General features: G+C 60.7%; 23 protein-coding genes. 16 read left to right on the top strand and 7 right to left on the bottom strand.

Annotation, left to right across the window (positions count from 1 at the left end):
- The first annotated feature begins 76 nt into the window (after positions 1–76).
- Complete coding sequence (locus B8991_RS08895; protein ID WP_084352732.1) at positions 77–667, top strand: LysE/ArgO family amino acid transporter; 591 nt, start codon at positions 77–79, stop codon at positions 665–667.
- Positions 668–767: 100 nt separating this feature from the next.
- A complete protein-coding gene (locus B8991_RS08890; protein ID WP_232824859.1) occupies positions 768–1,670 on the top strand; it encodes a DMT family transporter in 903 nt (300 codons plus the stop codon).
- Positions 1,671–1,752: 82 nt separating this feature from the next.
- Here B8991_RS08890 and B8991_RS08885 read toward each other — a convergent pair whose 3' ends face one another.
- The gene (locus B8991_RS08885) at positions 1,753–3,153 is read right to left on the bottom strand and encodes a helix-turn-helix domain-containing protein (protein ID WP_084352587.1); all 1,401 of its coding nucleotides are present in this window, start codon (positions 3,151–3,153) and stop codon (positions 1,753–1,755) included.
- 69 nt (positions 3,154–3,222) lie between these two features.
- Entirely contained in the window at positions 3,223–4,446 is a 1,224-nt protein-coding gene (locus B8991_RS08880) for a multidrug effflux MFS transporter (protein ID WP_084352585.1), read from the bottom strand.
- 181 nt (positions 4,447–4,627) lie between these two features.
- Between B8991_RS08880 and B8991_RS08875 the strand changes: the two genes are divergently transcribed.
- The 8 genes from B8991_RS08875 (at position 4,628) to B8991_RS08840 (ending at position 11,098) form a co-directional block, all read left to right on the top strand.
- Positions 4,628–6,160 carry an acyl-CoA carboxylase subunit beta gene (locus tag B8991_RS08875; protein ID WP_084352582.1) on the top strand — a complete coding sequence of 511 codons (1,533 nt, stop codon included), beginning with the start codon at positions 4,628–4,630 and terminating at the stop codon, positions 6,158–6,160.
- 163 nt (positions 6,161–6,323) lie between these two features.
- On the top strand, positions 6,324–6,587 hold the full coding sequence (locus tag B8991_RS08870) for a DUF7218 family protein (protein ID WP_084352580.1): 264 nt from the start codon (positions 6,324–6,326) through the stop codon (positions 6,585–6,587).
- 73 nt (positions 6,588–6,660) lie between these two features.
- Entirely contained in the window at positions 6,661–7,017 is a 357-nt protein-coding gene (locus tag B8991_RS21695; RefSeq protein WP_084352578.1) for a hypothetical protein, read from the top strand.
- Between the two features lie 161 nt (positions 7,018–7,178).
- On the top strand, positions 7,179–7,574 hold the full coding sequence (locus B8991_RS08860) for a DUF6497 family protein (protein ID WP_084352730.1): 396 nt from the start codon (positions 7,179–7,181) through the stop codon (positions 7,572–7,574).
- A gap of 214 nt (positions 7,575–7,788) precedes the next feature.
- Positions 7,789–7,929, top strand: coding sequence for a hypothetical protein (locus tag B8991_RS21435; protein WP_179141450.1), 141 nt, complete (start codon positions 7,789–7,791; stop codon positions 7,927–7,929).
- Positions 7,930–8,007: 78 nt separating this feature from the next.
- Entirely contained in the window at positions 8,008–8,367 is a 360-nt protein-coding gene (locus tag B8991_RS08855; protein WP_084352575.1) for a hypothetical protein, read from the top strand.
- A gap of 328 nt (positions 8,368–8,695) precedes the next feature.
- Positions 8,696–8,905, top strand: a complete 210-nt coding sequence (locus tag B8991_RS08845; RefSeq protein ID WP_084352571.1) for a hypothetical protein — start codon at positions 8,696–8,698, stop codon at positions 8,903–8,905.
- A 192-nt stretch (positions 8,906–9,097) separates the two neighbouring features.
- Positions 9,098–11,098 carry an acetyl-CoA carboxylase biotin carboxylase subunit gene (locus tag B8991_RS08840; RefSeq protein WP_084352569.1) on the top strand — a complete coding sequence of 667 codons (2,001 nt, stop codon included), beginning with the start codon at positions 9,098–9,100 and terminating at the stop codon, positions 11,096–11,098.
- A gap of 203 nt (positions 11,099–11,301) precedes the next feature.
- Here the strand turns inward: B8991_RS08840 and B8991_RS08835 are convergent, their stop codons facing one another.
- Positions 11,302–11,796: a DUF4174 domain-containing protein gene (locus tag B8991_RS08835; protein ID WP_084352567.1), complete on the bottom strand. Its 495-nt coding sequence runs from the start codon at positions 11,794–11,796 to the stop codon at positions 11,302–11,304.
- A gap of 148 nt (positions 11,797–11,944) precedes the next feature.
- Here B8991_RS08835 and scpA point away from each other — a divergent pair, with 148 nt between their 5' ends.
- The 6 genes from scpA to B8991_RS08805 all read left to right on the top strand — a co-directional run bounded on the left by scpA (position 11,945) and on the right by B8991_RS08805 (position 17,201).
- Entirely contained in the window at positions 11,945–14,083 is a 2,139-nt protein-coding gene (gene scpA / locus B8991_RS08830; RefSeq protein WP_084352565.1) for a methylmalonyl-CoA mutase, read from the top strand.
- 109 nt (positions 14,084–14,192) lie between these two features.
- Positions 14,193–14,795: a VOC family protein gene (locus tag B8991_RS08825; RefSeq protein ID WP_084352729.1), complete on the top strand. Its 603-nt coding sequence runs from the start codon at positions 14,193–14,195 to the stop codon at positions 14,793–14,795.
- Positions 14,792–14,983 carry a GNAT family N-acetyltransferase gene (locus tag B8991_RS22285; RefSeq protein ID WP_084352563.1) on the top strand — a complete coding sequence of 64 codons (192 nt, stop codon included), beginning with the start codon at positions 14,792–14,794 and terminating at the stop codon, positions 14,981–14,983. Before B8991_RS08825 ends, B8991_RS22285 begins: the two co-directional genes overlap by 4 nt.
- Positions 14,984–15,074: 91 nt before the next feature.
- The gene (locus tag B8991_RS08815) at positions 15,075–15,761 is read left to right on the top strand and encodes a molecular chaperone DjiA (protein ID WP_084352561.1); all 687 of its coding nucleotides are present in this window, start codon (positions 15,075–15,077) and stop codon (positions 15,759–15,761) included.
- Complete coding sequence (locus B8991_RS08810) at positions 15,762–16,784, top strand: endonuclease/exonuclease/phosphatase family protein (RefSeq protein ID WP_084352559.1); 1,023 nt, start codon at positions 15,762–15,764, stop codon at positions 16,782–16,784. It abuts the gene before it with no gap.
- A gap of 39 nt (positions 16,785–16,823) precedes the next feature.
- Positions 16,824–17,201, top strand: a complete 378-nt coding sequence (locus B8991_RS08805; RefSeq protein ID WP_084352557.1) for a hypothetical protein — start codon at positions 16,824–16,826, stop codon at positions 17,199–17,201.
- Positions 17,202–17,248: 47 nt separating this feature from the next.
- On the opposite strand, the gene B8991_RS08800 is transcribed toward B8991_RS08805, so the two are convergent.
- Genes B8991_RS08800 through B8991_RS08785 form a run of 4 tightly spaced genes read right to left on the bottom strand, consistent with a single transcriptional unit; the run spans position 17,249 to position 22,822 of the window.
- The gene (locus tag B8991_RS08800) at positions 17,249–18,799 is read right to left on the bottom strand and encodes a Ppx/GppA family phosphatase (protein WP_084352555.1); all 1,551 of its coding nucleotides are present in this window, start codon (positions 18,797–18,799) and stop codon (positions 17,249–17,251) included.
- A 51-nt stretch (positions 18,800–18,850) separates the two neighbouring features.
- The gene (locus B8991_RS08795; protein ID WP_084352553.1) at positions 18,851–21,025 is read right to left on the bottom strand and encodes an RNA degradosome polyphosphate kinase; all 2,175 of its coding nucleotides are present in this window, start codon (positions 21,023–21,025) and stop codon (positions 18,851–18,853) included.
- 42 nt (positions 21,026–21,067) lie between these two features.
- Complete coding sequence (locus tag B8991_RS08790; RefSeq protein ID WP_084352551.1) at positions 21,068–21,751, bottom strand: P-loop NTPase family protein; 684 nt, start codon at positions 21,749–21,751, stop codon at positions 21,068–21,070.
- 3 nt (positions 21,752–21,754) lie between these two features.
- The gene (locus B8991_RS08785) at positions 21,755–22,822 is read right to left on the bottom strand and encodes an AI-2E family transporter (protein WP_084352549.1); all 1,068 of its coding nucleotides are present in this window, start codon (positions 22,820–22,822) and stop codon (positions 21,755–21,757) included.
- Positions 22,823–22,871: the final 49 nt, after the last annotated feature.

Below are 22,871 nucleotides of genomic sequence, written 5' to 3'. Positions count from 1 at the left end.
GCTTGTGGTGAGAGATCCGCGTCTTTGGGAGGCTGCGGGCCTGTTGATCTGACAGAGAAGGCGCAAGCGGAACATGATGAAGTCGGCAGTTGCTGGATTCTCCTTGGGGCTTTCCTTGATACTGGCGATTGGCGCACAGAATGCCTTTGTTCTGCGCCAAGGACTGCGGCGACAGCATGTGTTTGCTATCGCGCTGACCTGTGCGCTGTCCGACGCCGTGCTGATCGTGGCGGGCGTGGCCGGGTTTGGTGCCTTGATCGAAACGATGCCCTCCCTTGGTGCGGCGATGCGGTGGGGCGGCGCGGTTTTTCTGTTTTTCTATGGTGCGCGCGCTTTTTGGGCAGCGTGGCGCGGCGGCGAAGTGCTGGAGGCCGGGCAGGGCGCGGGATCCCTGCGCGCGGCGCTTCTGACTTGCCTGGCGCTGACCTGGCTGAACCCGCATGTCTATCTTGATACGGTGGTTCTGTTGGGATCCGTGTCCGCGCAATACGCGGCCTGGCCATTTGGCATTGGCGCGGTGACGGCTTCTTTCGCCTTTTTCTTTGCATTGGGCTATGGCGCGCGCTTGTTGGCACCGGTGTTTGCCCGGCCGATGGCGTGGCGGGTGCTGGATGCGTTGATCGGCGTGATCATGTGGGCCATCGCCGCGACCTTGGTATCGGGCTGATGCGGACCGAGCGGTGGGGCTGCAAATGGTCCCGCAGAATTTTGCGGGACGCGGTTGTTTCGCCTTGAACACGCCCGCATGGCAGGGTCTGTTGCGCGCCATGACACAGGCTGATCAGAATATCTACAAGGGTGCGTTCCTGATGCTTCTGGCAGGGCTGTGCTTTGTCGCTGTGACTGCACTGGTCAAGCTGTTGGACGGGCGGGTGCCGGCCTCTGAGGCGGCGTTTCTGCGCTATATCATGGGGGTGGTGCTGTTTCTGCCGATGCTGCGCGGCGTTCTGAGAACGCAGTTGACGGGGCGACAATGGCGGTTGATCGGGATGCGCGGCATCGTGCATGCAGTCGGGGTCAGCCTGTGGTTCTATGCGATGACCCGCATCCCGTTGGCGGAGGTGACGTCGCTGGGCTATCTCACGCCCGCCTTTGTGACCGTTGGTGCGGTCTTTGTGCTGGGCGAACGGTTGGCGGTGCGGCGGGTGCTGGCAGTAGTCTGTGCATTGCTGGGCGCGCTGGTGATCGTGCGTCCGGGATTCCGGGCGTTGGAGCCCGGTCATCTGGCGATGCTTGCCACATCCGTGTTTTTTGCGATCAGCTATCTGACAGCGAAGATCCTTGCCGATGAGGTGCCTGCAACGCTGATCGTGGCAACCCTGTCGGTTTCGGTCACGATCGGGCTGGTGCCGCTGGCCTGGCCGGTCTGGGTGACGCCGGATGGCTATGCGCTTTTGGTGCTGTTCGGGGTCGCCTGCGCGGCGACCTTGGGGCATTTCCTGATGACGCTGGCATTTCGCGAAGCACCGATCACCGTGACGCAGCCGGTGACTTATCTTCAGCTTGTCTGGGCGGTTGCGTTGGGCGCGCTGGTCTTCGCGGAGCCTGTCGATCTGTGGGTGATTTTCGGCGGCTCGATCATTCTGGCTGCGGTCAGCTTTATCACATGGCGCGAGGCGGTCCTGAAACGGCGTCCGTTGACGCCTGTGTCGACGGCGACCAAGCTTTGATCTTTCCGTCGCATTGGAAGCGGCGCTCCTGACCACATGCCAGACGACACGTGCTCATCGGCGGGGCAGCTTTTTCCGCCGCTCAGCTCACCTCGTATGGCAGGGTGTCGCGGTGATGGGGGCTGATGGTCAACCGCCGCTCCAGCGGGGGAACAGAGCGTTGGTGGCACTTGGTGCGCTCGCAGATCCGGCAGGAAATGCCTATTGGCTCAAACGCCTTGTCCTGCGACAGATCCTGCCCATCGGCATAGACCAACTGCGCGGCATGGGCGACCTCGCATCCAAGCGCGATGGCGTAGCGCCGCACCGGCGCGCCGTAATGCCCGCCGGGTTTCGAGACATCCCGCGCGAGCGAGACATAGCGCACGCCGTCCGGCGTTTCGGCTAATTGCCGCAAGAACCGCCCCGGTGTCTCGAACGCCCGGTGGACGTTCCAGAGCGGACAGGCACCGCCAAAGCGCGCAAATTGCAGCCGCGTGGCCGAGTGACGCTTGGTGATCGTGCCTGCCTGATCCACCCGCACAAAGAAGAACGGGATGCCGCGCGCCTGAGGGCGTTGCAGCGTGGACAGCCGGTGCGCCACCTGTTCCAGCGAGGCGCCAAACCGGGTCGCCAGCAGTTCAAGATCGTGCCGGACCTCTTGGGCTTCGGTCAAAAAGGCGGTGTAGGGCATCAGCGCGGCGCCCGCGAAATAGTTGGCCAGACCGATCTTGGCGATTGATCTGGCCTCTTCTGACTGGAACCGCGCCAGATCCAGCGTCGCCTCCAGCAACTGATCCTGATGCAGCAGCGCCACCTGAAGCAGCATCTGGAAGGTCTGTGTAGCCGGTGCTGCCAACGCCGACAGTGTCAGTGTGCGCGTATCCGGATCGAAATGTCGCAACGGGCCGACGCGGGCATAGCGCACCGTGACACCGATGCGCTCCAGCCGGATCTGGGTGCCGGTCCGCATGTCGCCATGTTCCAGCGCGAGGCCCGCGAATTTCTCTGCCGCGCGGTCCACGGCGTCGATGTAATTGTCGCAATAATGGAAAAAATCGCGCACCTCTTCCCAAGGCGACGGGCGAAGCTGTGCACCTTCGCGGCCCAACGCCTCGTCAAGGCTGGCCAGCCGTTCGTGGGTTTGGCGATAGGCGCGGTGCAGTTCCAGAAATGCACGGGCCAGCGCCGGGGCATTCGATGCTGTCAGCCGCAAATCGGCCAGCGGCGGTGTGGCATCGCTGAACACCGGATCGGCCAGCGCTTCGCGCATATCAGAGACCAGCCGTTCGGAATCGCCCTGCGCCAATTCGGTGACGTCAAAGCCGAACTGTTGAACCAGCGCCAGAACCACGGTCGTGGACACCGGGCGGTTGTTGTTCTCCATCTGGTTGAGATAGGGCAGGGACACGCCCAGCTTGGCCGCGAAATCCTTTTGCGTCAGCCCCATACGGGTGCGCAGCTCGCGCAGTTTTGCGCCGGCATACAATTTCTGCGTCGCCATCTTGTCGCCCTTTGCGGATTAGCAATAGGCGGATGCTAGCTTTGCAAAGTCAACGCTGCAAGGCTGCCTCTATAATGGCTGGGCAAAGACCTTCCGTTCGCGTCGGATCACCAGCAGGATCGAGCACACGGCAAGCACGGAGGTCGCGAACTGGATCAGCAGAAGCGGCCACGCCCCCCATTCCGGCACAAGCAAAGCACCGGCCAGCGCTGACAACGCCGCGCCCATGCCGATCTGAAACGATCCGCCAAGGCCGGACGCGGTGCCGGCCAGATGTGGGCGCACCGACAGCAGGCCCGCCGTGGCGTTGGGAAGGCTCAGACCGTTGCCGATGCCGACAAAGGACATCGAACCGAAGAAAACGAATGCATTGCCCAGGCCCACTGCGAAAAGGATCAGCGCCAGTCCAATACCAAAGGTCACGCAAAGGCACCCCCACAGGATCAGCTTGTTGATACCGAACCGGGTGGCAAACCGCGCGGTGAAGAAATTGCCGGCGAAATAGCCCAGGGCAGGAAAGCCGAAAAACAAGCCAAGCTCTGACGGGGAAAGTCCGAAGACGACCGATCCGACAAACGGCGCGCCGCCGACATAGGCAAAGAACGATCCCGAAGAAAACCCAGCCGCCATCGCATAGCCCCAAAAGCGCGGCGATCTTGTAAGCTCTGGGTATTCGCCGAATTGCTGGCGCAGTGTCAGCCCGCTGCTCTGCGCGGTCTCGCCCAGATCGCGCCATGCCAGAACAAACAGCGCAAGGCCAAACCCCAGCAGCAGCCAGAAATTTGCCTGCCATCCCATGAGTTCGTCCAGCAGTCCGCCGATCATCGGCCCGATCATCGGCACGACCGACATGCCCATCGTGACATAGCCGATCATCGAGGCGGCCCGGTCCTGTGGGTACATGTCGCGAACCACGGCCCGGCTGAGAACCATGGCAGTTGCGATCACCGCCTGCATCATCCGAAAGCCAAGAAACACCCAGATATTGGTCGCGATCAGACAGCCAACCGTGGCCACGCAGAACAATCCGACCCCGAACAGGATGACCTTGCGCCGCCCCAACGTGTCCGAGATCGGGCCGATGACCAGTTGAAGTCCCGCGTTCACTGCCAGATACACCGCGACTGAAAGCTGCATCAGACCGTATTCGGTGTCGAAATACTCGGTCATCTTCGGCAGCGACGGCAGAAAGATGTTCATCGCAAGCGCCGCCATGCCCGAAAGCAGGATCAATGTAGAGATGTGGGGCGGGGTTGCGCGGTCCAGGTAACGGACCTGTGTCAGAGAATTCATTTCTCATGGGGTACGCCGTGGATCGAGCCTTGTCCATTCTGAATCTGCACAGATCTGTTCAGTTTGCTTATTTGCAGTTAGCTTTGCTGTCGGTTTTCAAGATTTGCAAATTTGCGGAATAAGGCTTGCTGCGTTTGCAACATGCTGTATTTTCCAGCGAAATGACACATGGGAGCGCCCGATGAAAGATATCCTGCAAGAGCTGGAAGACCGCCGTGCCGATGCCCGCCTGGGTGGTGGGGCAAGGCGCATCGAGGCGCAGCATGCCAAGGGCAAGCTGACCGCACGCGAACGGATCGAGCTTTTGCTGGACGAGGACTCGTTTGAAGAGTTCGATATGTTCGTCGCACATCGCTGCACCGATTTCGGGATGGAAAAGCAGCGCCCTTATGGCGACGGGGTCGTGACCGGCTGGGGCACGGTGAACGGACGTCAGGTCTATCTGTTCAGTCAGGATTTCACGGTGTTCGGCGGATCGCTGTCAGAAACCCATGCGCAGAAAATCTGCAAGATCATGGATATGGCGATGCAGAACGGCGCGCCGGTCATTGGCATCAACGATTCCGGCGGCGCGCGCATTCAGGAAGGCGTCGCCTCTCTTGCCGGCTATGCCGAAGTGTTTCAGCGCAATATCATGGCCAGCGGTGTGGTGCCGCAGATCTCGGTCATCATGGGGCCGTGCGCCGGTGGGGCCGTCTACAGCCCCGCCATGACCGACTTCATCTTCATGGTGAAGGACAGCTCTTACATGTTCGTGACAGGGCCGGATGTGGTCAAGACCGTCACGAACGAGGTCGTCACGGCCGAAGAACTGGGCGGTGCGTCCACCCATACGAAAAAATCCTCCGTTGCCGATGGTGCATTCGAGAATGACGTCGAAGCGATGGCCGAAGTGCGCCGCCTGATTGATCTACTGCCGCTGAACAACCGCGAGAAGCCGCCTGTCCGTCCGTTCTTTGACGAGCCGGGCCGGATGGAGCCGTCGCTCGACACGTTGATCCCGGAAAATGCCAACAGTCCCTACGACATGAAGGAATTGATCCTGAAAGTCGCGGACGAGGCCGATTTCTACGAGATTCAGGAAAACTTCGCCAAGAACATCATCACCGGGTTCATTCGTCTGGAAGGCCGGACCGTCGGCGTGGTGGCGAACCAGCCGATGGTCCTTGCCGGTTGTCTGGATATTGACTCCAGCCGCAAGGCCGCGCGGTTTGTCCGCTTCTGCGATGCGTTCGAGATTCCGATCCTGACCTTCGTCGATGTGCCGGGCTTTCTTCCGGGAACGGGACAGGAATATGGCGGCGTCATCAAACACGGTGCCAAGCTGCTGTTTGCCTATGGCGAGGCGACGGTGCCCAAGGTCACGGTCATCACCCGCAAGGCTTACGGTGGTGCCTATGACGTTATGGCCTCCAAGCATCTGCGCGGCGATTTCAACTATGCCTGGCCCACGGCCGAGATTGCGGTGATGGGGGCCAAGGGCGCGACAGAGATCATTCACCGTGCCGATCTTGGCGATGCTGACAAGATCGCCAGCCACGCCGCCGATTACGAGGATCGGTTCGCCAATCCGTTTGTCGCGGCAGAGCGCGGGTTTATCGACGAGGTCATCCAGCCTCGTTCCACCCGTCGCAGGGTCAGCCGTGCCTTTGCATCCTTGCGCGGCAAGAAACTGACCAATCCGTGGAAAAAGCACGACAATATTCCGCTTTGATCGGACCTGCCGCGGCGTTATGCGCCGTGGTAGTCGTGCACCTTCGCGCCGCACTTACTGCAATTCCAAGGGTCTTCCATGTCTCAGCGACCACAGTCTGTTTGCAACGGATCTTCGGGAACTTTCCCGGCGGTGTCCGTGTTGGTGGGCAAAGGAGCGCGCCATGACCCGCAACCACGGACCATCCATCAAGGACGACGAGACCTATCAGGCGCTGCGCGAGGACGGCGCGTCGAAGGAAAAAGCGGCGCGGATCGCCAATGCGCAGGCGAACGAGAACATGCATCCCTCGAAAAAGGGCGGCGAGGCCAAGCCCTACGAGGACTGGACCCGAGACGCGCTATACGAGCGGGCGCAGGAACTGGATGTCTCGGGCAGGTCTGGAATGACCAAAGCCGATCTGATCGAGGCCCTTCGCAATACCTGAGACAACAGGTTGCCGCATACGACGCTGATCTTTCGCGCGCTGGGGTTGGTCCTGCCGCGAAGGGGATGCAGAGATGAGCAACGGTTGGCATATCTTGCGCGACGACGGCCGGTATGTTCTGGCCCGCAGACTGCCTGCGCGCTTCGATATAGAAGCGACCAGCGCGTTTCCGCCTCTTGATCCCGCGCGGCTTGCCCGTCAGGTCCGTCAGGATGTCTGGCGGGCGCTAAAATGCTTGCGTGGCTTCACGCCTGTGGTAGAAATAACCTGCGGTCAAATGGGGGTGATCGTGCGTGCCGGGGGTCAGATGGCCAATGGCGCGGCAATTCCTCCTACTGCACACCGGGATCTTGCGGAACTTCTGTCCGACCCTGCGCATCGCGCGCGGTGGTCCAGATGGGCCGGGAAGAGACGCCGGGGGCGCGCATGAGCATCATGTCCGCCTTACGCAGCCGGCAAGCAGGCGCGGGTACGCCGCGCGGCAAGACGGCCCCGACGGGAGGAGCTTCGAAAGAAGGTCGGGGCTGTCTGCTAATCTCTGCAAACTTTAGGAAAGTCAGACATTTGTCGGGTCGACTGGCGGGTTTTTACATGTCGGCACTGCTGATGTCTGTCGGTTCGGTACAGGCGGCAAGCGGCGATCCTGTCGATCTGATTTTGCCGTCCGGTCAGTCCGTGATTTTTCACGAAGCACTTCAAGAAGATCAGCAGGAAGGGGCGGGGCATGTTTACCGGTTCCGTTTCGTGGCCCATCAGATCGCGGCAGGGCCAGACGCGCTAAGCTTTGATGACGTGGCGCAGGACATGCAGGTGCTTTGCCAGGCGTTTGCGCTTCCAAATCTTGACAGGCTGGATGCCACGCCGGACCGCATCATTGTCAGCTTGTCGGAACAGCCGGTTGATTTCGGCGTCATGTCGCCTGATCACATACAATATTTCGAAGCCTATATCATCGAAGACGGTCGCTGCACCTGGGAGATATATTGATGTATAAACAAGATGTTGCGCGTCTAAATGCATGTGGATTTGGTGTTGCTGTCTTTGCAACGCATGCCGCTGACGCGTTACCGGCCATGTATCTTTTTGTCGCGCGGTTTGATATTCTCGGGAACGGATGCAGCTTTGCAGCCGTTATACACAAACGAGGGCGTGTAGGATCAAAGGATTCTGCCGCATTCATTGAAATTGGCAGGAGAATCAGATGTCCAAGAGCATCAAACTCGTCGCAATGTTTGGCTTCGTCGCCGCAATCTCGGCCTGCGCACCTGCGCAGGAAGAATATGTCGTCGTCGATCCGGAACCCATTTCGACAGAGCCGACCTACACCGGTAAATACAAGTAATCGCTTGGCGAAGCGGGCCATCAGGCCCGCTTCGCCCCAGCCCACATACCGCGCCTCTGCGATGACGGAGGGGTGGGCATGCTGAAGCATCGCGGCTTTCCGGGGCGTCTTCCCGGTTCAGATTTCCAGTTTACTGTCCGTCGTGCAAATTCTAAGGGAGCGTCGCCGCTAGTGCGCCGCGAACGCTATGCTGATCGCCGTGCGCCGGACCGCCGCGCCGACGAGGCATTTCTGGCGGCTTTGTGGGAGCATTTCGGCACCGAGCCGTTCGAACGGGGCAACCTGGACGCGGGACGTTTGGGGTGGCTTTTAGGTCGCGAGGTCAAACCAGTAGGGGATGACTTCGATCCCACAGACTATGAGGCGCTTCTGGTCATCGACGAAGCCGTTGCCCGCGCATCCTTTCCGCAAGCATTTGACGAAGGCGAGTGGGCATGAATCCGCTCACCTTAGGGTGGAATAGGCGGCTTTGCGCTGACCTGAGCGGTTTTGAAGAAACCTGCTTGGCGATGGCGGTTCTTCGGCGCAGTGTCCTCGTATTGCGAGAGGGCGGCATTTCGATGCAACCCGATCACCGTTACCCTTCCCCTATCGGGCGGCGAGGTCTTCCCCAAGGCCTGCCGCCCGTTTTTTGTTTGGGTGATGATGAGTTTAAACCTTTGCATTGGCAAGGTTTTGCCTATGCGGGGTCATTATCGGCTTTGTGTTGGAACAAGCTGGCGCGCTCCTGTGTTATCCTCCGGAACAAAGGTGAAGGAGACAGGACATGTTCGCGAACACAATCAAATGGGTCGTTTTGGGGGCCGGTATCATCGGTCTTTCGGCCTGTGGCGACACGCTTGGTGAACAGGCGATCATCGGTGGTGGCGCGGGGGCTGCGGGTGCTGTCGTCACGGATGGCGATCCGCTTACCGGCGCGGCTGTGGGGGCTGCGGCAAACGTCGCCTATTGCCGAACCTACCCGAACCGCTGCTGATCGGTATGCTGCCCGTGCGGCGTTCATCGGAACACCCGCACCACAGGGTGTTGCGAAGGCGCGGCTGACAGCGCAGCGCGCGATAGAGAGAAATAATTCCAAGGCCGTTCGTGCAGTCAATTGCACGGGCGGCCTTTTTCATGCCGATACCGCAGGTCAGGCCTGCGCTACACTACAGTGAAGGGACCGGAGATGTTCAAGAAGATCCTGATCGCCAACCGTGGCGAGATTGCCTGCCGAGTCATCAAGACTGCCCGCAAGATGGGCATCAAGACGGTGGCGATCTATTCGGATGCGGATCGCAACGCGCTGCACGTCAAGATGGCGGATGAGGCGGTTCATATCGGGCCTGCTCCGGCCAACCAATCCTATATCGTGATTGAAAAGGTCATGGACGCGATCCGCCAGACCGGTGCCGAAGCCGTGCATCCCGGCTATGGTTTCCTGTCCGAAAACCCCAAATTCGCAGAGGCGCTGGAGGCTGAAGGCGTGGCCTTTATTGGGCCGCCGGTGGGGGCCATCAAGGCGATGGGTGACAAGATCACCTCGAAAAAGCTGGCGCAGGAGGCGGGCGTTTCGACGGTGCCCGGCTATATGGGCTTGATCGAGGATGCCGAAGATGCGGTGAAAATCTCCAATCAGGTCGGCTATCCGGTGATGATCAAGGCCAGCGCCGGTGGCGGCGGCAAGGGCATGCGGATCGCCTGGAATGATGACGAGGCCCGCGAAGGGTTTCAGTCCTCGAAGAACGAGGCCGCCAACAGCTTTGGCGATGACCGTATCTTCATCGAGAAATTCGTGACCCAGCCGCGCCACATTGAAATTCAGGTGTTGGCGGACACGCATGGCAATGCGGTTTACCTGCATGAACGCGAATGCTCGATCCAGCGCCGCAACCAGAAAGTCGTCGAAGAGGCCCCCAGCCCGTTCCTGGACGAGGCCACCCGCAAGGCGATGGGCGATCAGGCCGTGGCGCTGGCGCAGGCCGTGGATTATGCCAGCGCGGGCACGGTGGAATTCATCGTCGATGGCGAGCGGAATTTCTACTTTCTCGAAATGAACACCCGCTTGCAGGTGGAACATCCGGTCACGGAACTGATCACCGGCGTTGATCTGGTGGAGCAGATGATCCGTGTCGCGGCGGGCGAGAAACTGTCCTTTGTTCAGGATGACCTCAAGATCAACGGCTGGGCCATCGAAAACAGGCTTTATGCCGAAGACCCGTATCGCGGGTTTCTGCCGTCAATCGGGCGACTGACCCGCTATCGTCCACCCGAAGAGCATGCCGATGCCTACTCTGCCGTGCGCAATGACACGGGCGTTTTCGAGGGCGGCGAAATCTCGATGTATTACGATCCGATGATTGCCAAGCTGTGTACATGGGCACCCACGCGCGAACAGGCGATCGAAGAGATGCGCGTCGCGCTGGATAGCTTTGAGGTCGAGGGGATCGGCCACAACCTGCCGTTCCTGTCGGCGGTGATGGACCATCCGAAATTCACCAGCGGCGATATGACCACGGCCTTCATCGAAGAGGAATACCCCGAAGGGTTCGAGGGCGTGACCCTGCCCGAAGCCGATTTACAGCGTATCGCTGCGGCTGCGGCGGCGATGAATCGGGTGGCCGAGATCCGGCGCGCGCGGGTATCGGGCCGGTTGGACAACCACGAACGCCATGTCGGGGAAAAGTGGAATGTCGCCTTGCAGGATGTCGATTACGATGTCGTCGTCTCTGCCGATCCGAAGGGTGCCACGGTGACGTTCGACAATGGCGATGCGCTGCGGGTTTCGGGCAAGTGGACGCCGGGTGATGCGCTGGCGCGCATGTCGGTGGATGATACGCCGCTGGTGCTGAAGGTCGGCAAGATCTCGGGCGGGTTCCGCATCCGCAGCCGGGGTGCCGATCTGAAGGTTCATGTGCGGACACCGCGCCAGGCCGAACTTGCGCGGTTGATGCCGGTGAAAATGCCGCCGGACACGTCCAAGCTGCTGCTTTGTCCGATGCCGGGCCTGATCGTGAAGGTCGATGTCGAGGTCGGACAGGAAGTGCAGGAGGGCCAGTCGCTTTGCACTGTCGAAGCGATGAAGATGGAGAACATCCTGCGCGCCGAGAAGAAGGCCATCGTCACCAAGATCAACACCGCCGCTGGCGAGAATCTTGCCGTTGATGACATCATCATGGAGTTTGAATAAACCGCCATGTTCAGGCCGGGCCAGATAGTCGCGTCACTGCAGGCATATGGGTGGTTTACAAGCGTCAGTGCCGACGCGGCGCGCGATGGCCTTACATCTTGGCCGACGCCTGTCTTGTCGCGTGTGTTTCGGTGCCAATCGACATCTGAAAACGTCGATTGGCACCGTCAGGCGACGGCGCTACAGGCCGCAAGAGCCCTCTGTCACGGCCGGGCCGGGTGCCGGTCGCGGATTTCCTGCCGGCGCGTCGGAAACTTGTCGATCGAGCGGGTGATTTCCCGAACACTCCACGGCAGCGGTTTGCGTAGCTTGACGCCGCCATCCTTGCCGAGGATCGCAAGCATGAAGCCGCGCGGCCGCAGCTTTTGCCGCGCCGGGCTGGCGGTGGAGGCGTCGGTATCGGTCAGCACCACCACATCGCGCAACGCCAGATCGTCGATCCGGTCATTGATGAACTGCATCTGCTGGACATACCGGGGGTCGGCGGAACTGTCGGCAAAGACGATGATGGGCCGCTTGATCCACAGATACTCTGCCAGGTCGACTCCTTCGGCACTGCGCACCAGCGGCAATTCTTCGGTTTCGGGCGGGTTCAGCAACAGCTCTTGCGCCACCTCTTCCGCGGCGGCGGTGATGGCGGGGCTGATCGCCAGAGCGGTCGCGAAAATCGCGGAAAAGAGCTGTCGGGAAAGGGTCATACTTACTCCTGTAACTAAGGAATATAGGACCTTGCGCCACCATTGCGAAGGTCGCAACCCATGCAAGCCGCGAAAAACTTTCCGCCAATCGCTTCGCCAGGGATCCGCATAGCGGATCCCGGCAGACATATTGCAAGAGGACAAGCCCATGACATCCAAGAAAGAGCAATGGCGTTCGGTCGCTGAGAAAGAACTGCGCGGCCGTCCACTGGACGATCTGACGTGGAAAACGCTGGAAGGCATCGACGTGAATCCCGTCTATTCCGCCGAGGATGTCGAGGGGCTGCCGCATCTGGGCACGATGCCCGGCGAGCAACCTTTTACGCGCGGCGTGAAGGCCACGATGTATGCAGGCCGTCCCTGGACCATCCGGCAATATGCCGGGTTCTCGACAGCCGAGGAATCCAACCGCTTCTACCGCAAGGCGCTGGCGGCAGGACAGCAGGGGGTTTCGGTCGCGTTCGACCTGGCGACGCATCGCGGCTATGACAGCGATCATCCGCGCGTCGTGGGCGATGTCGGCAAGGCCGGTGTGGCCATCGATTCTGTCGAGGACATGAAGATCCTGTTCGACGGCATTCCGCTGGATCAAGTTTCCGTGTCCATGACGATGAACGGCGCGGTGATCCCGATTCTGGCGAATTTCATCGTCACCGGCGAAGAGCAGGGCCATGACCGCGCGCTGCTGTCGGGCACGATCCAGAACGACATCCTCAAGGAATTCATGGTGCGCAACACCTATGTGTATCCGCCCGAACCCTCGATGCGGATCATTGCGGATATCATCGAATATACCAGCGCCGAGATGCCGAAGTTCAACTCGATCTCGATTTCGGGCTACCACATGCAAGAGGCCGGCGCGAACCTTGTTCAGGAACTGGCCTACACGCTGGCCGACGGCCGCGAATATGTGAAAGCGGCGATTGAACGCGGCATGGATGTGGACAAGTTCGCCGGGCGGCTGTCGTTCTTCTTCGCCATCGGGATGAATTTCTTCATGGAGGCGGCAAAGCTGCGGGCCGCGCGTTTCCTGTGGCACCGGATCATGACCGAACTGGGCGCACAAAACCCACGGTCCAAGATGCTGCGGACCCATTGCCAAACCAGTGGCGTCAGCCTGCAAGAACAAGACCCCTATAACAACGTCATCCGCACCGCCTATGAGGCAATGAGCGCCGTTCTTGGCGGCACCCAGTCGCTGCACACAAACGCGCTGGACGAGGCGATTGCCCTGCCCACGGAATTCAGCGCCCGGATTGCGCGCAACACACAGCTGATCCTGCAAGAGGAAACGCAGGTGACGCGCGTCGTCGATCCGCTGGCTGGATCCTATTACGTCGAGAAGCTGACCCATGATCTTGCCGAAAAGGCCTGGGAGCTTATCGAAGAGGTCGAAGAAATGGGCGGCATGACCAAAGCGGTCGCATCGGGCATGCCGAAGCTGCGGATCGAGGAAAGTGCAGCCGTTCGTCAGGCGATGATCGACCGGGGTGACGAAGTGGTTGTCGGCGTCAACAAGTACCGCAAGGAAACGGAAGATCCGATCGACATTCTGGACGTGGACAACGTCAAGGTGCGCGAAAATCAGGTGGCGGCGCTGGAAAAGATGCGCGCCACGCGGGACGAGGCCGCCTGCACGGCGGCTCTGGACGAATTGGAACGCCGCGCAAAAGAGGGCGGCAATCTTCTGGAAGGCGCGGTCGAAGCGGCGCGCGCCCGTGCAACAGTCGGAGAGATCAGCATGGCGATGGAAAAAGTTTTCGGTCGGCACCGTGCCGAAGTAAAGACGCTGGCGGGCGTGTATGGCGCTGCCTACGAGGGCGACGAAGGCTTTGCCGAGATTCAGAAATCGGTCGAGAAATTCGCCGAGGATGAAGGGCGGCGCCCGCGTATGCTGGTGGTCAAGATGGGGCAAGACGGGCATGATCGGGGTGCCAAGGTCATCGCCACGGCATTTGCCGATATCGGGTTCGATGTTGATGTTGGCCCGCTGTTCCAGACTCCGCAAGAGGCCGCGCAGGATGCCGTCGACAATGACGTGCATGTGATCGGGATTTCCAGTCAGGCAGCCGGGCACAAGACGCTTGCACCGCAACTGGTGCAGGCGCTGAAGGATGCGGGCGCGGGCGACATTCTGGTGATTTGTGGCGGCGTCATTCCGCAGCAGGATTACAAGTTCCTGAAGGATGCAGGGGTCAAGGCGATATTCGGGCCCGGCACCAACATTCCAACGGCCGCGCAGGACATTCTGCGACTGATCCGGGCGGCGCGCGGGATGACAGAGTAACGTGTTTCGGAGCGCTGACGCGATCCGACCGGCGCGCGCCCTTCGGTCGCGCGCCTCTGTGGTGTCATTGCGGGCATCAGGAACGCAGATCACAGGGGGATAGCATATGCTGAGCTTGGATCATCTGGCGGTAAGCGGCACGACGCTGGAGCTTGCGGCCACGCATCTGGAGGCTTCGCTGGGCGTGCCCAGTCTGCCCGGTGGCCGCCATGAGGCATTTGGCACGCATAACCGGCTGCTGGGCTTGGCGGGCGGTCTCTATCTTGAAGCGATCTCTATTGATCCAGATGCCGCCGCACCGGGACGTCCAAGGTGGTTCGGGCTGGATATGTTCGACGGTCCGGCACGGTTGACCAACTGGATCTGCCGGGTGCCGGATCTGGACGCGGCCCTTGCCCGATGGCCAGAAGCGGGCGATGTGGTCAATCTGGCGCGTGGTGACCTGCGCTGGAGAATGGCCGTGCCAACAGATGGCCGACTGCCCTTTGACGGGATGTTCCCGGCACTGCTTGAGTGGCAGGTGCCGGTGCCGCCGGGCGACTCCCTTGCCGGCAGCGGTTGCACGCTTGAACGTCTGGTGGTGTCTCATCCGGAGGCGGATGCGCTTGTGACAAGGCTTGATATGAACGACCCCCGTATCGCGTTTGAACGCGGCACTGCCGGGCTGCTTGCAGAGTTTCAAACGCCGGGTGGGATCAGAACCCTCGCATGATCGTGCTGGACCCTGCGGCGCGCGGTTTTGGGGCAGGTCAGGCGTTGATGCCCGCGCTGAAAACCCGCGCCCGAAAAGATGGTGCGCGGTCGTTTTGGGCGGAGGGCTGCTGCGCCAAAGCCAATGCCACTGGCTTTCATGCAGCGTGTGTTTCGTCCATGTCGCCGGGTTGCCGGAGGCCGGGTTAACGCTCTGACGGTGGATGGGTTTTCCGCCGATACAGAAGATTCTCTGAATGTCGCACTGACAAGCTGCGCTGCGGCGTATAGCATTTCAACTATGTCGATCTGGACCCGCATCTCTCAGGCTATTCAGGCGCTTGCCAAGGGCGAGGGCCTCTCTGCCGTGTTCGAACGTCTGCGCACGCCGCCGGAACGTTCCGTCGCCTTCACTATCGCGGTGATCGCGCTGTCTGCAAAGATGGCCAAGGCCGACGGGCAAGTGACGCGCGCCGAGGTTCGGGCCTTCCGCGAGGTCTTTCACATTGCCTCGGCTGACGAGGAAGGGGCGGCGCGGGTGTTCAACCTGGCCCGGCAGGATGTGGCAGGATTCGAGGAATACGCCACCCGAATCGCGCGGATGTTCCGCGAGGACCGCACCATGCTGTTCCACCTGATGGAGGGCCTGTTCTATATTGCCGTGGCGGACGGGCGCTATCATCCCAAAGAGGATGATTTCCTGACGCGCGTGGCCGAGATTTTCAGGATGCCGCAGCCCGAGTTCCGGGGCGTGCGTGCGCGGTTTGTGCCCGATGCCGAGCCTGATCCCTACAGCGTGCTGGGCGTTACGCCAGATATGGACCTGACCCAGATCCGCAAGGTCTGGCGCAAGCAGGTTCGTGAAAGCCATCCCGACAAGATGATTGCGCGGGGCCTGCCGGCCGAGGCCGTGCGCCTGTCGGAACGACGGCTGGTCGATATCAATCGCGCCTGGGAAGAAATCTCGACCCAGCGGCAAGAGGCCTGAATGCGCATCGCCACCTATAACGTTGAATGGTTCAACGCGCTGTTTGACGGCGACGGACAGTTGCTTGTGGATGACCACTGGTCAGCGCGCCATGACGTGACCCGCGCGCAGCAGGCCGAAGCGTTGGGGATTGTTTTCACCGCGCTGGATGCCGACGCGATCATGGTGATCGAGGCACCGGACAGCCATGCCCGCCGTGACGGAACAAAGGCGCTGGAGGGTTTTGCGAAGGTCTTCGGGTTGCGGGCACGACGTGCCATTATCGGGTTCGCCAATGAGACGCAGCAGGAAATCGCGCTGCTTTACGATCCCGACAAGCTGGAGGCGCGCCATGATCCGGTGGGCCAGCCCGCCCCCGGATCTGTGGGCGGTGAGGTGCCGCGCTTTGACGGCCATTTTCGCATTGACCTGGACATTGACGCGACCGAAGACAGGGTCGCGTTTTCCAAACCTCCGCTGGAGATTGCGGCCAGAACGGCCTCCGGCAAGGAACTGCGGCTGATCGGGGCGCATCTGAAATCAAAGGCACCGCACGGGGCGAAGGGGCGGGACGCGATCATGCGGGTATCGATTGCCAATCGCCGCAAGCAATTGGCGCAGGCAATCTGGCTGCACCGCCGGATCAAGGCGCATCTGATCGCCGGTGAAAGCCTGATCCTTCTGGGCGACCTGAATGACGGACCGGGGCTTGATGAATATGAAAACCTGTTCGGGCGATCCTCGGTCGAGATCTTGCTGGGGTCTGACGCGCCGCATCTTTTCGATCCGCATGCCAGACAGGCGCTGGCGCGGCGGATCGGGTCGCAGCCGACAACGTCGCGGTTTTTCCTGTCGCATGAGGGGCGCTATCTTCAGGCGCTGCTGGATTATATCATGATCTCGGAGGATTTGCGTGCCGCCAGCCCGAAATGGCGCATCTGGCATCCGTTCGACGATCTGGGATGCTACAAGACGCCAGAGCTGCGCGAGGCATTGTTGACAGCATCCGACCATTTCCCGGTATCGCTGGATATCGAGATCTAGACCCTTACCTTTGCGCTGAATGCGCCTATATTCGTGGGTATGAAACTGATCCCGATTGCCCTGATCCTGTCGGTTTGCCTGACGCCTGCTGTTGCCACGGCGCAAGAGACCGCACCTGAAGTCGACGAGGCCCCGAGTTTGATGGAGCGGGGGGCCCGCCTGTTCATGCGCGGCATCATGGAGGAAATGGGACCGACCCTGAAAGAACTGGAGGGACTGGCGCAGGACGTATCGCCCGCGATGAAGAACTTCGCGCGCAACATGGGGCCTGCATTGCGCGACCTGATGACCGAGGTCGAGGACTGGTCGGTCTATGACGCGCCCGAGATCCTGCCAAACGGAGACATTCTGATCCGCAGAAAGCCGGATGCCGCCCCGATGGATCGTCCGCTGAAAGACGGTGAGATTGATCTGTAGGGACCAAAGCGCGAAACACCCCGCTCACTCGCCTACCCAGCGTCATGCTAAGACGCGGCATCCACAACTTTCGTATCTACTCCAAGTGACGAGGCAAGCGACTTGAACCGTGCCTCGGCCACCTCGCCAAACAGCAACCGCGCCGTGCCTGACAGGCGCAGTGTCAGAATGCCCGCATCCGTATCGAGTTCCATCTCAGCACCGGTGGCGGAAAAGTCCGACATCCACAACATCGAGCCGAAACGCATGGCCTTACCCAGCACTTCGGCTTCCTGCCGCTGTTCGGGTTCGATCAGGTCGTAAAGATCCTCGAACCGGGTGCCTTCGCGCTTGTTGCGGTAGCGATGCAGCAGCGCGAGGCCCAGAAAGATCCTCTCGGCATGTTTCAGCCCGCCCAGATTGGCGCGGGTGGCGTTGTCAAAGCAGGTTTCGGCGCGATAATCGGGATGCGCGCGCCAACTGACATCGTTCAGCAGGCATGCGGCCTTGACGATGCGAATCTGTGCCTCGCTGGCGGTGGGAAAAAGCGGGGCGACGAAGGCAAACAGACGGCGGCCGAAACCGGGCAGGCGGGCGTCCTTGGCTTCGGCGAAATAGCATGCCTCGATCAACGGGTCACGGTCGCGCAGGCGTTGCGGCATCTGTTCATACAGCAACCCTTCGCGGATCCCGTAGCTGGAAATGGCAATGTCCTTGGGGTCGATGATGCCGATCAGTTCGCCCAGCACCTCGGCCGCATAGGGCACCAGCGACATCCGGGCGCTGGAGATCGAACAGCGGCTGCGCAATTTTTCCAGATCGGAAGCCGCGATATAGGCCAGGGTTTCCGCGATGGACTGGGCGTCCATGCGGTATTCGTGCAGCACATGCAGAGGATAGCCCAAACGGTCCATGTCGATCCGCGCGATGGCACGCCAGGATCCGCCAACAAGGAACAGCCGGTCATGCTGCGGCCCCATCACCTTGGCCGCCGCCTTGATCGTCTTGCGAATATAGTCCTTCCGTTCCTCGGCACCGCCCGGAATGTCACGCAGCTTCAACGGTCCCAGCGGCGAGGTGGTCCGGCGTCCGACATGACCACGGGCGATCTCGGCCAGTTCCATCGACGATCCACCAATGTCGCAGACAAGGCCGTAAGAACCGGGCCAGCCCAGCAACACACCCTGCGCGGACAGGCGGGCCTCTTCCTCACCGTCGATGACGCAGATTTTGAGTCCGGTTTCGGCCTCGACCTCGGCACAGAAATCCGCGCCGTCCTCGGCCTCGCGCACGGCGGCGGTGGCCACGGCGCTGATCGGTGCCATGGCCAGCCCGTTGGCAAGCGTCTGAAACCGGATGATCGCCGACAGCGCGCGTTTGCGGCCTTCGGGGTTCAGACGTCCGGTTTCGGACATGCCTGCACCAAGCGCGCACATCAGCTTTTCGTTGTAGAAATAGGCGGGACTGCGGGCCGCGCCGTCAAACACCACCAGGCGAACAGAGTTTGATCCGATATCCAAAACCCCGACGCGCGACAGATCGCGCGATTCCGGGTCGTCAAACAATGGCCGGGCGAACGGCCCTCCGACTTGCAATGCGGTGGCGGCCAGTTTCGTCATGCGAACCTCGTAAGTGATGCAGGGATTGGTGCGACAGCATGGGATGCAGCGTCAATCATCAGAATGGGTAAGTTGCGGCACATCCGACGCGCCGGCAGATCCCCGCCCGGAGAGCGAGGGGTTTTCCATGAAAAACCGGTGGCAGTTGAAGGCGAATGTGCCTGCCTCGACGGGATCGCGGTTGAATTTGCCATCCGGTCCCATCACCCAGCTTTGCGCAACATCGGCAAGGTTGGCCGCCATGATCTGACTGACGATCTGTGCCTTGACGGTGGGGTTGTTGATTTCCACAAGCGTTTCGACCCGCCGGTTGAGGTTGCGGCCCATCCAATCGGCGGATGACATGAACACACGCGCCTTTTTCGACGGCAGTCCCCGACCGTTGCCAAAGCAGACAATGCGCGAATGTTCCAAGAAACGTCCGACAATGGATTTCACGCGGATATTCTCTGACAGGCCTTTGACACCGGGACGCAGCCCGCAGATGCCGCGCACGACAAGAGTGATCTTCACGCCGCGTTGGCTGGCCGAATACAGCGCGTCGATCACCTCGGGTTCGACCAGCGAATTGACCTTTGCCCAGATGTCGGCGGGACGCCCGGCCTCTGCATGGGCGGCCTCTGCCTCGATCTGTTCCAGCAGAAAGTTCTTCAACTGATGGGGCGAGATATGCAGATTTTCCAACGCTTCGGGATAGGCATAGCCCGAAAGATAATTGAACACTTTGGTTGCATCGCGCCCCAAGGCCGCGTCGCAGGTAAAGAAACTGAGATCGGTGTAGATCTTTGCCGTGATCGGGTGGTAGTTGCCGGTGCCGTAATGCGTGTAGGTCACAAGCTTGTCATTTTCGCGCCGCACCACGGTCGAGACCTTGGCATGGGTCTTCCAGTCGAGAAACCCGTAGACCACATGCGCGCCCGCGCGCTCCAGCCGCCTTGCCTGACGAATGTTCGCGGCTTCGTCGAACCGCGCTTTCAGCTCAATCAATGCGGTGACGGATTTGCCATCCTCGGCGGCTTCGCACAGCGCGTCGACGATGGGCGAGTTGCGTGACGTCCGGTACAGTGTCTGTTTGATTGCCAGCACATCCGGGTCACGCGCGGCCTGCGCCAGAAAGCGCACCACCATGTCGAAGGTCTCATAGGGGTGATGCAGCAGCATGTCCTTCTGGCGGATCGCCGCGAACATATCGCCGTCATGGTCCTGCACACGTTCGGGCACGCGGGGATTGAAGCCCGGCCATTGCAGATCCTGGCGCGCGTCCAGAACCAGTTCCTTGAGGTCGGCAAGACCGACCATGCCGTCAAGCTCTATCAACTCGCCATCGGTGACGTGCAATTCGCGCATGACCACAGATTTCAGACCTGCGGCCGCACCTGCACTTATCGTCAGGCGCACCACCTGTCCGCGGCGCCGCCGTTTCAGCGCCACCTCGAATTCGCGAACCAGGTCTTCGGCTTCTTCCTCGACTTCCAGATCGCTGTCGCGCAACACGCGAAAGCCGAAATGCGCCTTTGTGCGATAGCCGGGAAACAACTGATAGACATAAAGCAGCAAGAGGTCTTCGAGTAGCAGGAACCGGTGACGGCCGGAATCCGCAGGCAGGGTGATGAACCGGTCAACCTGATGTGGGACCGGCAGAAGCGCCTGAAGGGGACGCTTGTCGCGGGTGCGTTCCAATTGCAGCGCCAGACAATAGCCGGTGTTGGCGATGAAAGGGAAAGGGTGCGCGGGGTCGATGGCCAGTGGAGACAGGATCGGAAAAACCTGTGTCAGGAACACCTCTTCGAGATGTTCCATGTCCTGCGCGTCCAGGTCTTCGGGACTCGTCACAACAATGCCTTCGGCTTCCAATTCCGCATGCAGGGTCTTGAGCACTTCTTGCTGACGCGCCATCAGCTTGCGGGCGTCCTCGTCGATCAGGATAAGCTGCTGGGCCGGTGTCAGACCGTCAGAAGCCGGCGTGGTATTGCCGGTCTGCGCCAGCTCTCGCAGGCCCGCGACGCGCACGGTATAAAATTCGTCAAGATTGGCTGCGGAAATCGACAGAAAGCGCAGCCGTTCCAGAAGCGGTGTGCGCAAGTTTTCTGATTCTTCCAGAACGCGCCAATTGAACCCAAGCCAGCTAAGTTCGCGATTGAAGTAACGCCCAGGACCGGTCAGATCCAAATCCGGAAGCTCTTGCGGTGGCGGGAAGGGGGACTTCAGGAAATCAGCATGGGTCATTTATTCGCAATCTCTCTCGGGTTCGTTGAGCTGATTTGGTGTTTAGTCACCTAACGTATCAAGTTGTTGAAGGACTTTGATCGCGAGCGGTCGGTTGATGCCTTTCGGCTGGGCAAGGGCGGCTTCGTCCAGCGCATCGACGATCTGTCCCGCCATCGCGAAGGATCGGTGCATGTGGCGCACGAGGTATGTCACCGCATCCGGCGCGGGCACGATCTGACGGTCTGCAAACATCTTCAGCAACACAGCCCCCAGCAGCAAATCATCGGGTTCAGAAAGCGACACCATCGGCGTGCCGTTCATCCGGCTGGCAAGATCCGGCAGCGCCAGACCCCAGTTCGATGGCGGGCGGTCCGCGGTCAGAAGCAGGGTCTGCCCCTCGGCCAGCGCAAGATTGTGCAGATGCAGCAAGGCCCGTTCGGCGCGATCATCGCCAGCGACGGCCGGCACATCCTCGATGCAAAGCGGCCCGCTGACGAGGTGGGGCACATCCTCGACGGTCAGGCTTGCGGCCTCAAGAATGCGCGCGCCGCTCTCGGAGGCCCAGACATGCGCCAGATGGGTCTTGCCAGAGCCTTCGGGTCCCGCCAGCACCAACTTGCGCCCCGGCCAGTCGCGCCAGCACTCGATCTGCGAGACGGCCACGGAATTTGCCTCTGCGACGTAGAAATCCCCGCGTCCCAGCGCCTGACGAACCGGCAAGGTGATCCTGAGTTGCTGCGACATGGCTTAACCGTCGTCGCGGTCGGACTGGCCGCGATACAGGATGCTGTGTTTATATTGCGACACGCCGAACCGCGCCAGAACGCCAAGCGCTGCGGCCACCGGCACCGCCACCAGCATGCCGACAAATCCGAACAACGCCCCGAAAACCGACAGCGCCATCAGCAGCCAGACCGGATGCAGACCCACCGAATTGCCCACCAGCTTTGGTGTCAGGAAGTTGCCTTCGATGAACTGACCCAGAAAGAAAATCGCGGCCACGGCGGCGATCCAGACCCATTCACCCCAGAACTGGAACAGCGCCAGCCCAATCGCCAGTGCGCCGCCGAAAATCGCGCCGATATAGGGAATGAAGGTCAGCAAGCCCGCCACCACGCCCACGACCAATCCGAATTGCAGCCCGACCAACATCAGCGCGACGGCATAGTAGACGCCCAGCACCAGACAGACCGTGCCCATCCCGCGAATGAATCCGGCCAGCGTCTTGTCTATGTCGCGCCCCAGCTGCCGGATCACCGGCGCGTGGTCGCGCGGCAACAGCTCGTCGATCCGCGCGATCATGTTGTCCCAGTCCAAAAGCAGATAGACCGCCACGACCGGAACGATCACAAACAACAGCACGATGTTCAGGATTGATGCCGCCGAAGTCAAAACCGTGTTCAACAGCTCTCCGCCGCGATCGCGGATCGTCTCTCCCAATCCGGACAGCGACTGACGTATAGCGCTGTCCTGATCCATCAGCGATGGAAAGCGGCTTGTCAGGAATTCCTGGAGATCCTGGAACAGCTGCGGCGCGACTTCGAAAAGCTGCACCGTCTGCTGCACCAATGTCGGGATCACCAACAAAGCCATCAGCACGAAGATGATAATGGCCATCACGGTGATGATGCCCGTGGCCAAAGTTCTGGAGCATCCGGCGCGTTCCAGACGATCCGCGACCGGGTCAAGAAAATAGGCAATCGCGCCGCCCAGCACGAAGGGCAGCAGAACATCGCCCAGAAACCACAGCAGCAACACCAGCACGGCGGCGGCAGCGCCCCAGTATCTGAGCTGATAATGAACCGGCAAACCCATGCGACGCGCCCCTCTCAGGCTCACTCATTGCCCAACTGGCCGTGTCATG

The organism is Primorskyibacter flagellatus (assembly GCF_900176485.1).
Classification (GTDB): Bacteria; Pseudomonadota; Alphaproteobacteria; order Rhodobacterales; family Rhodobacteraceae; genus Primorskyibacter; species Primorskyibacter flagellatus.
This window is presented reverse-complemented; position numbering and strand designations above follow the sequence as displayed.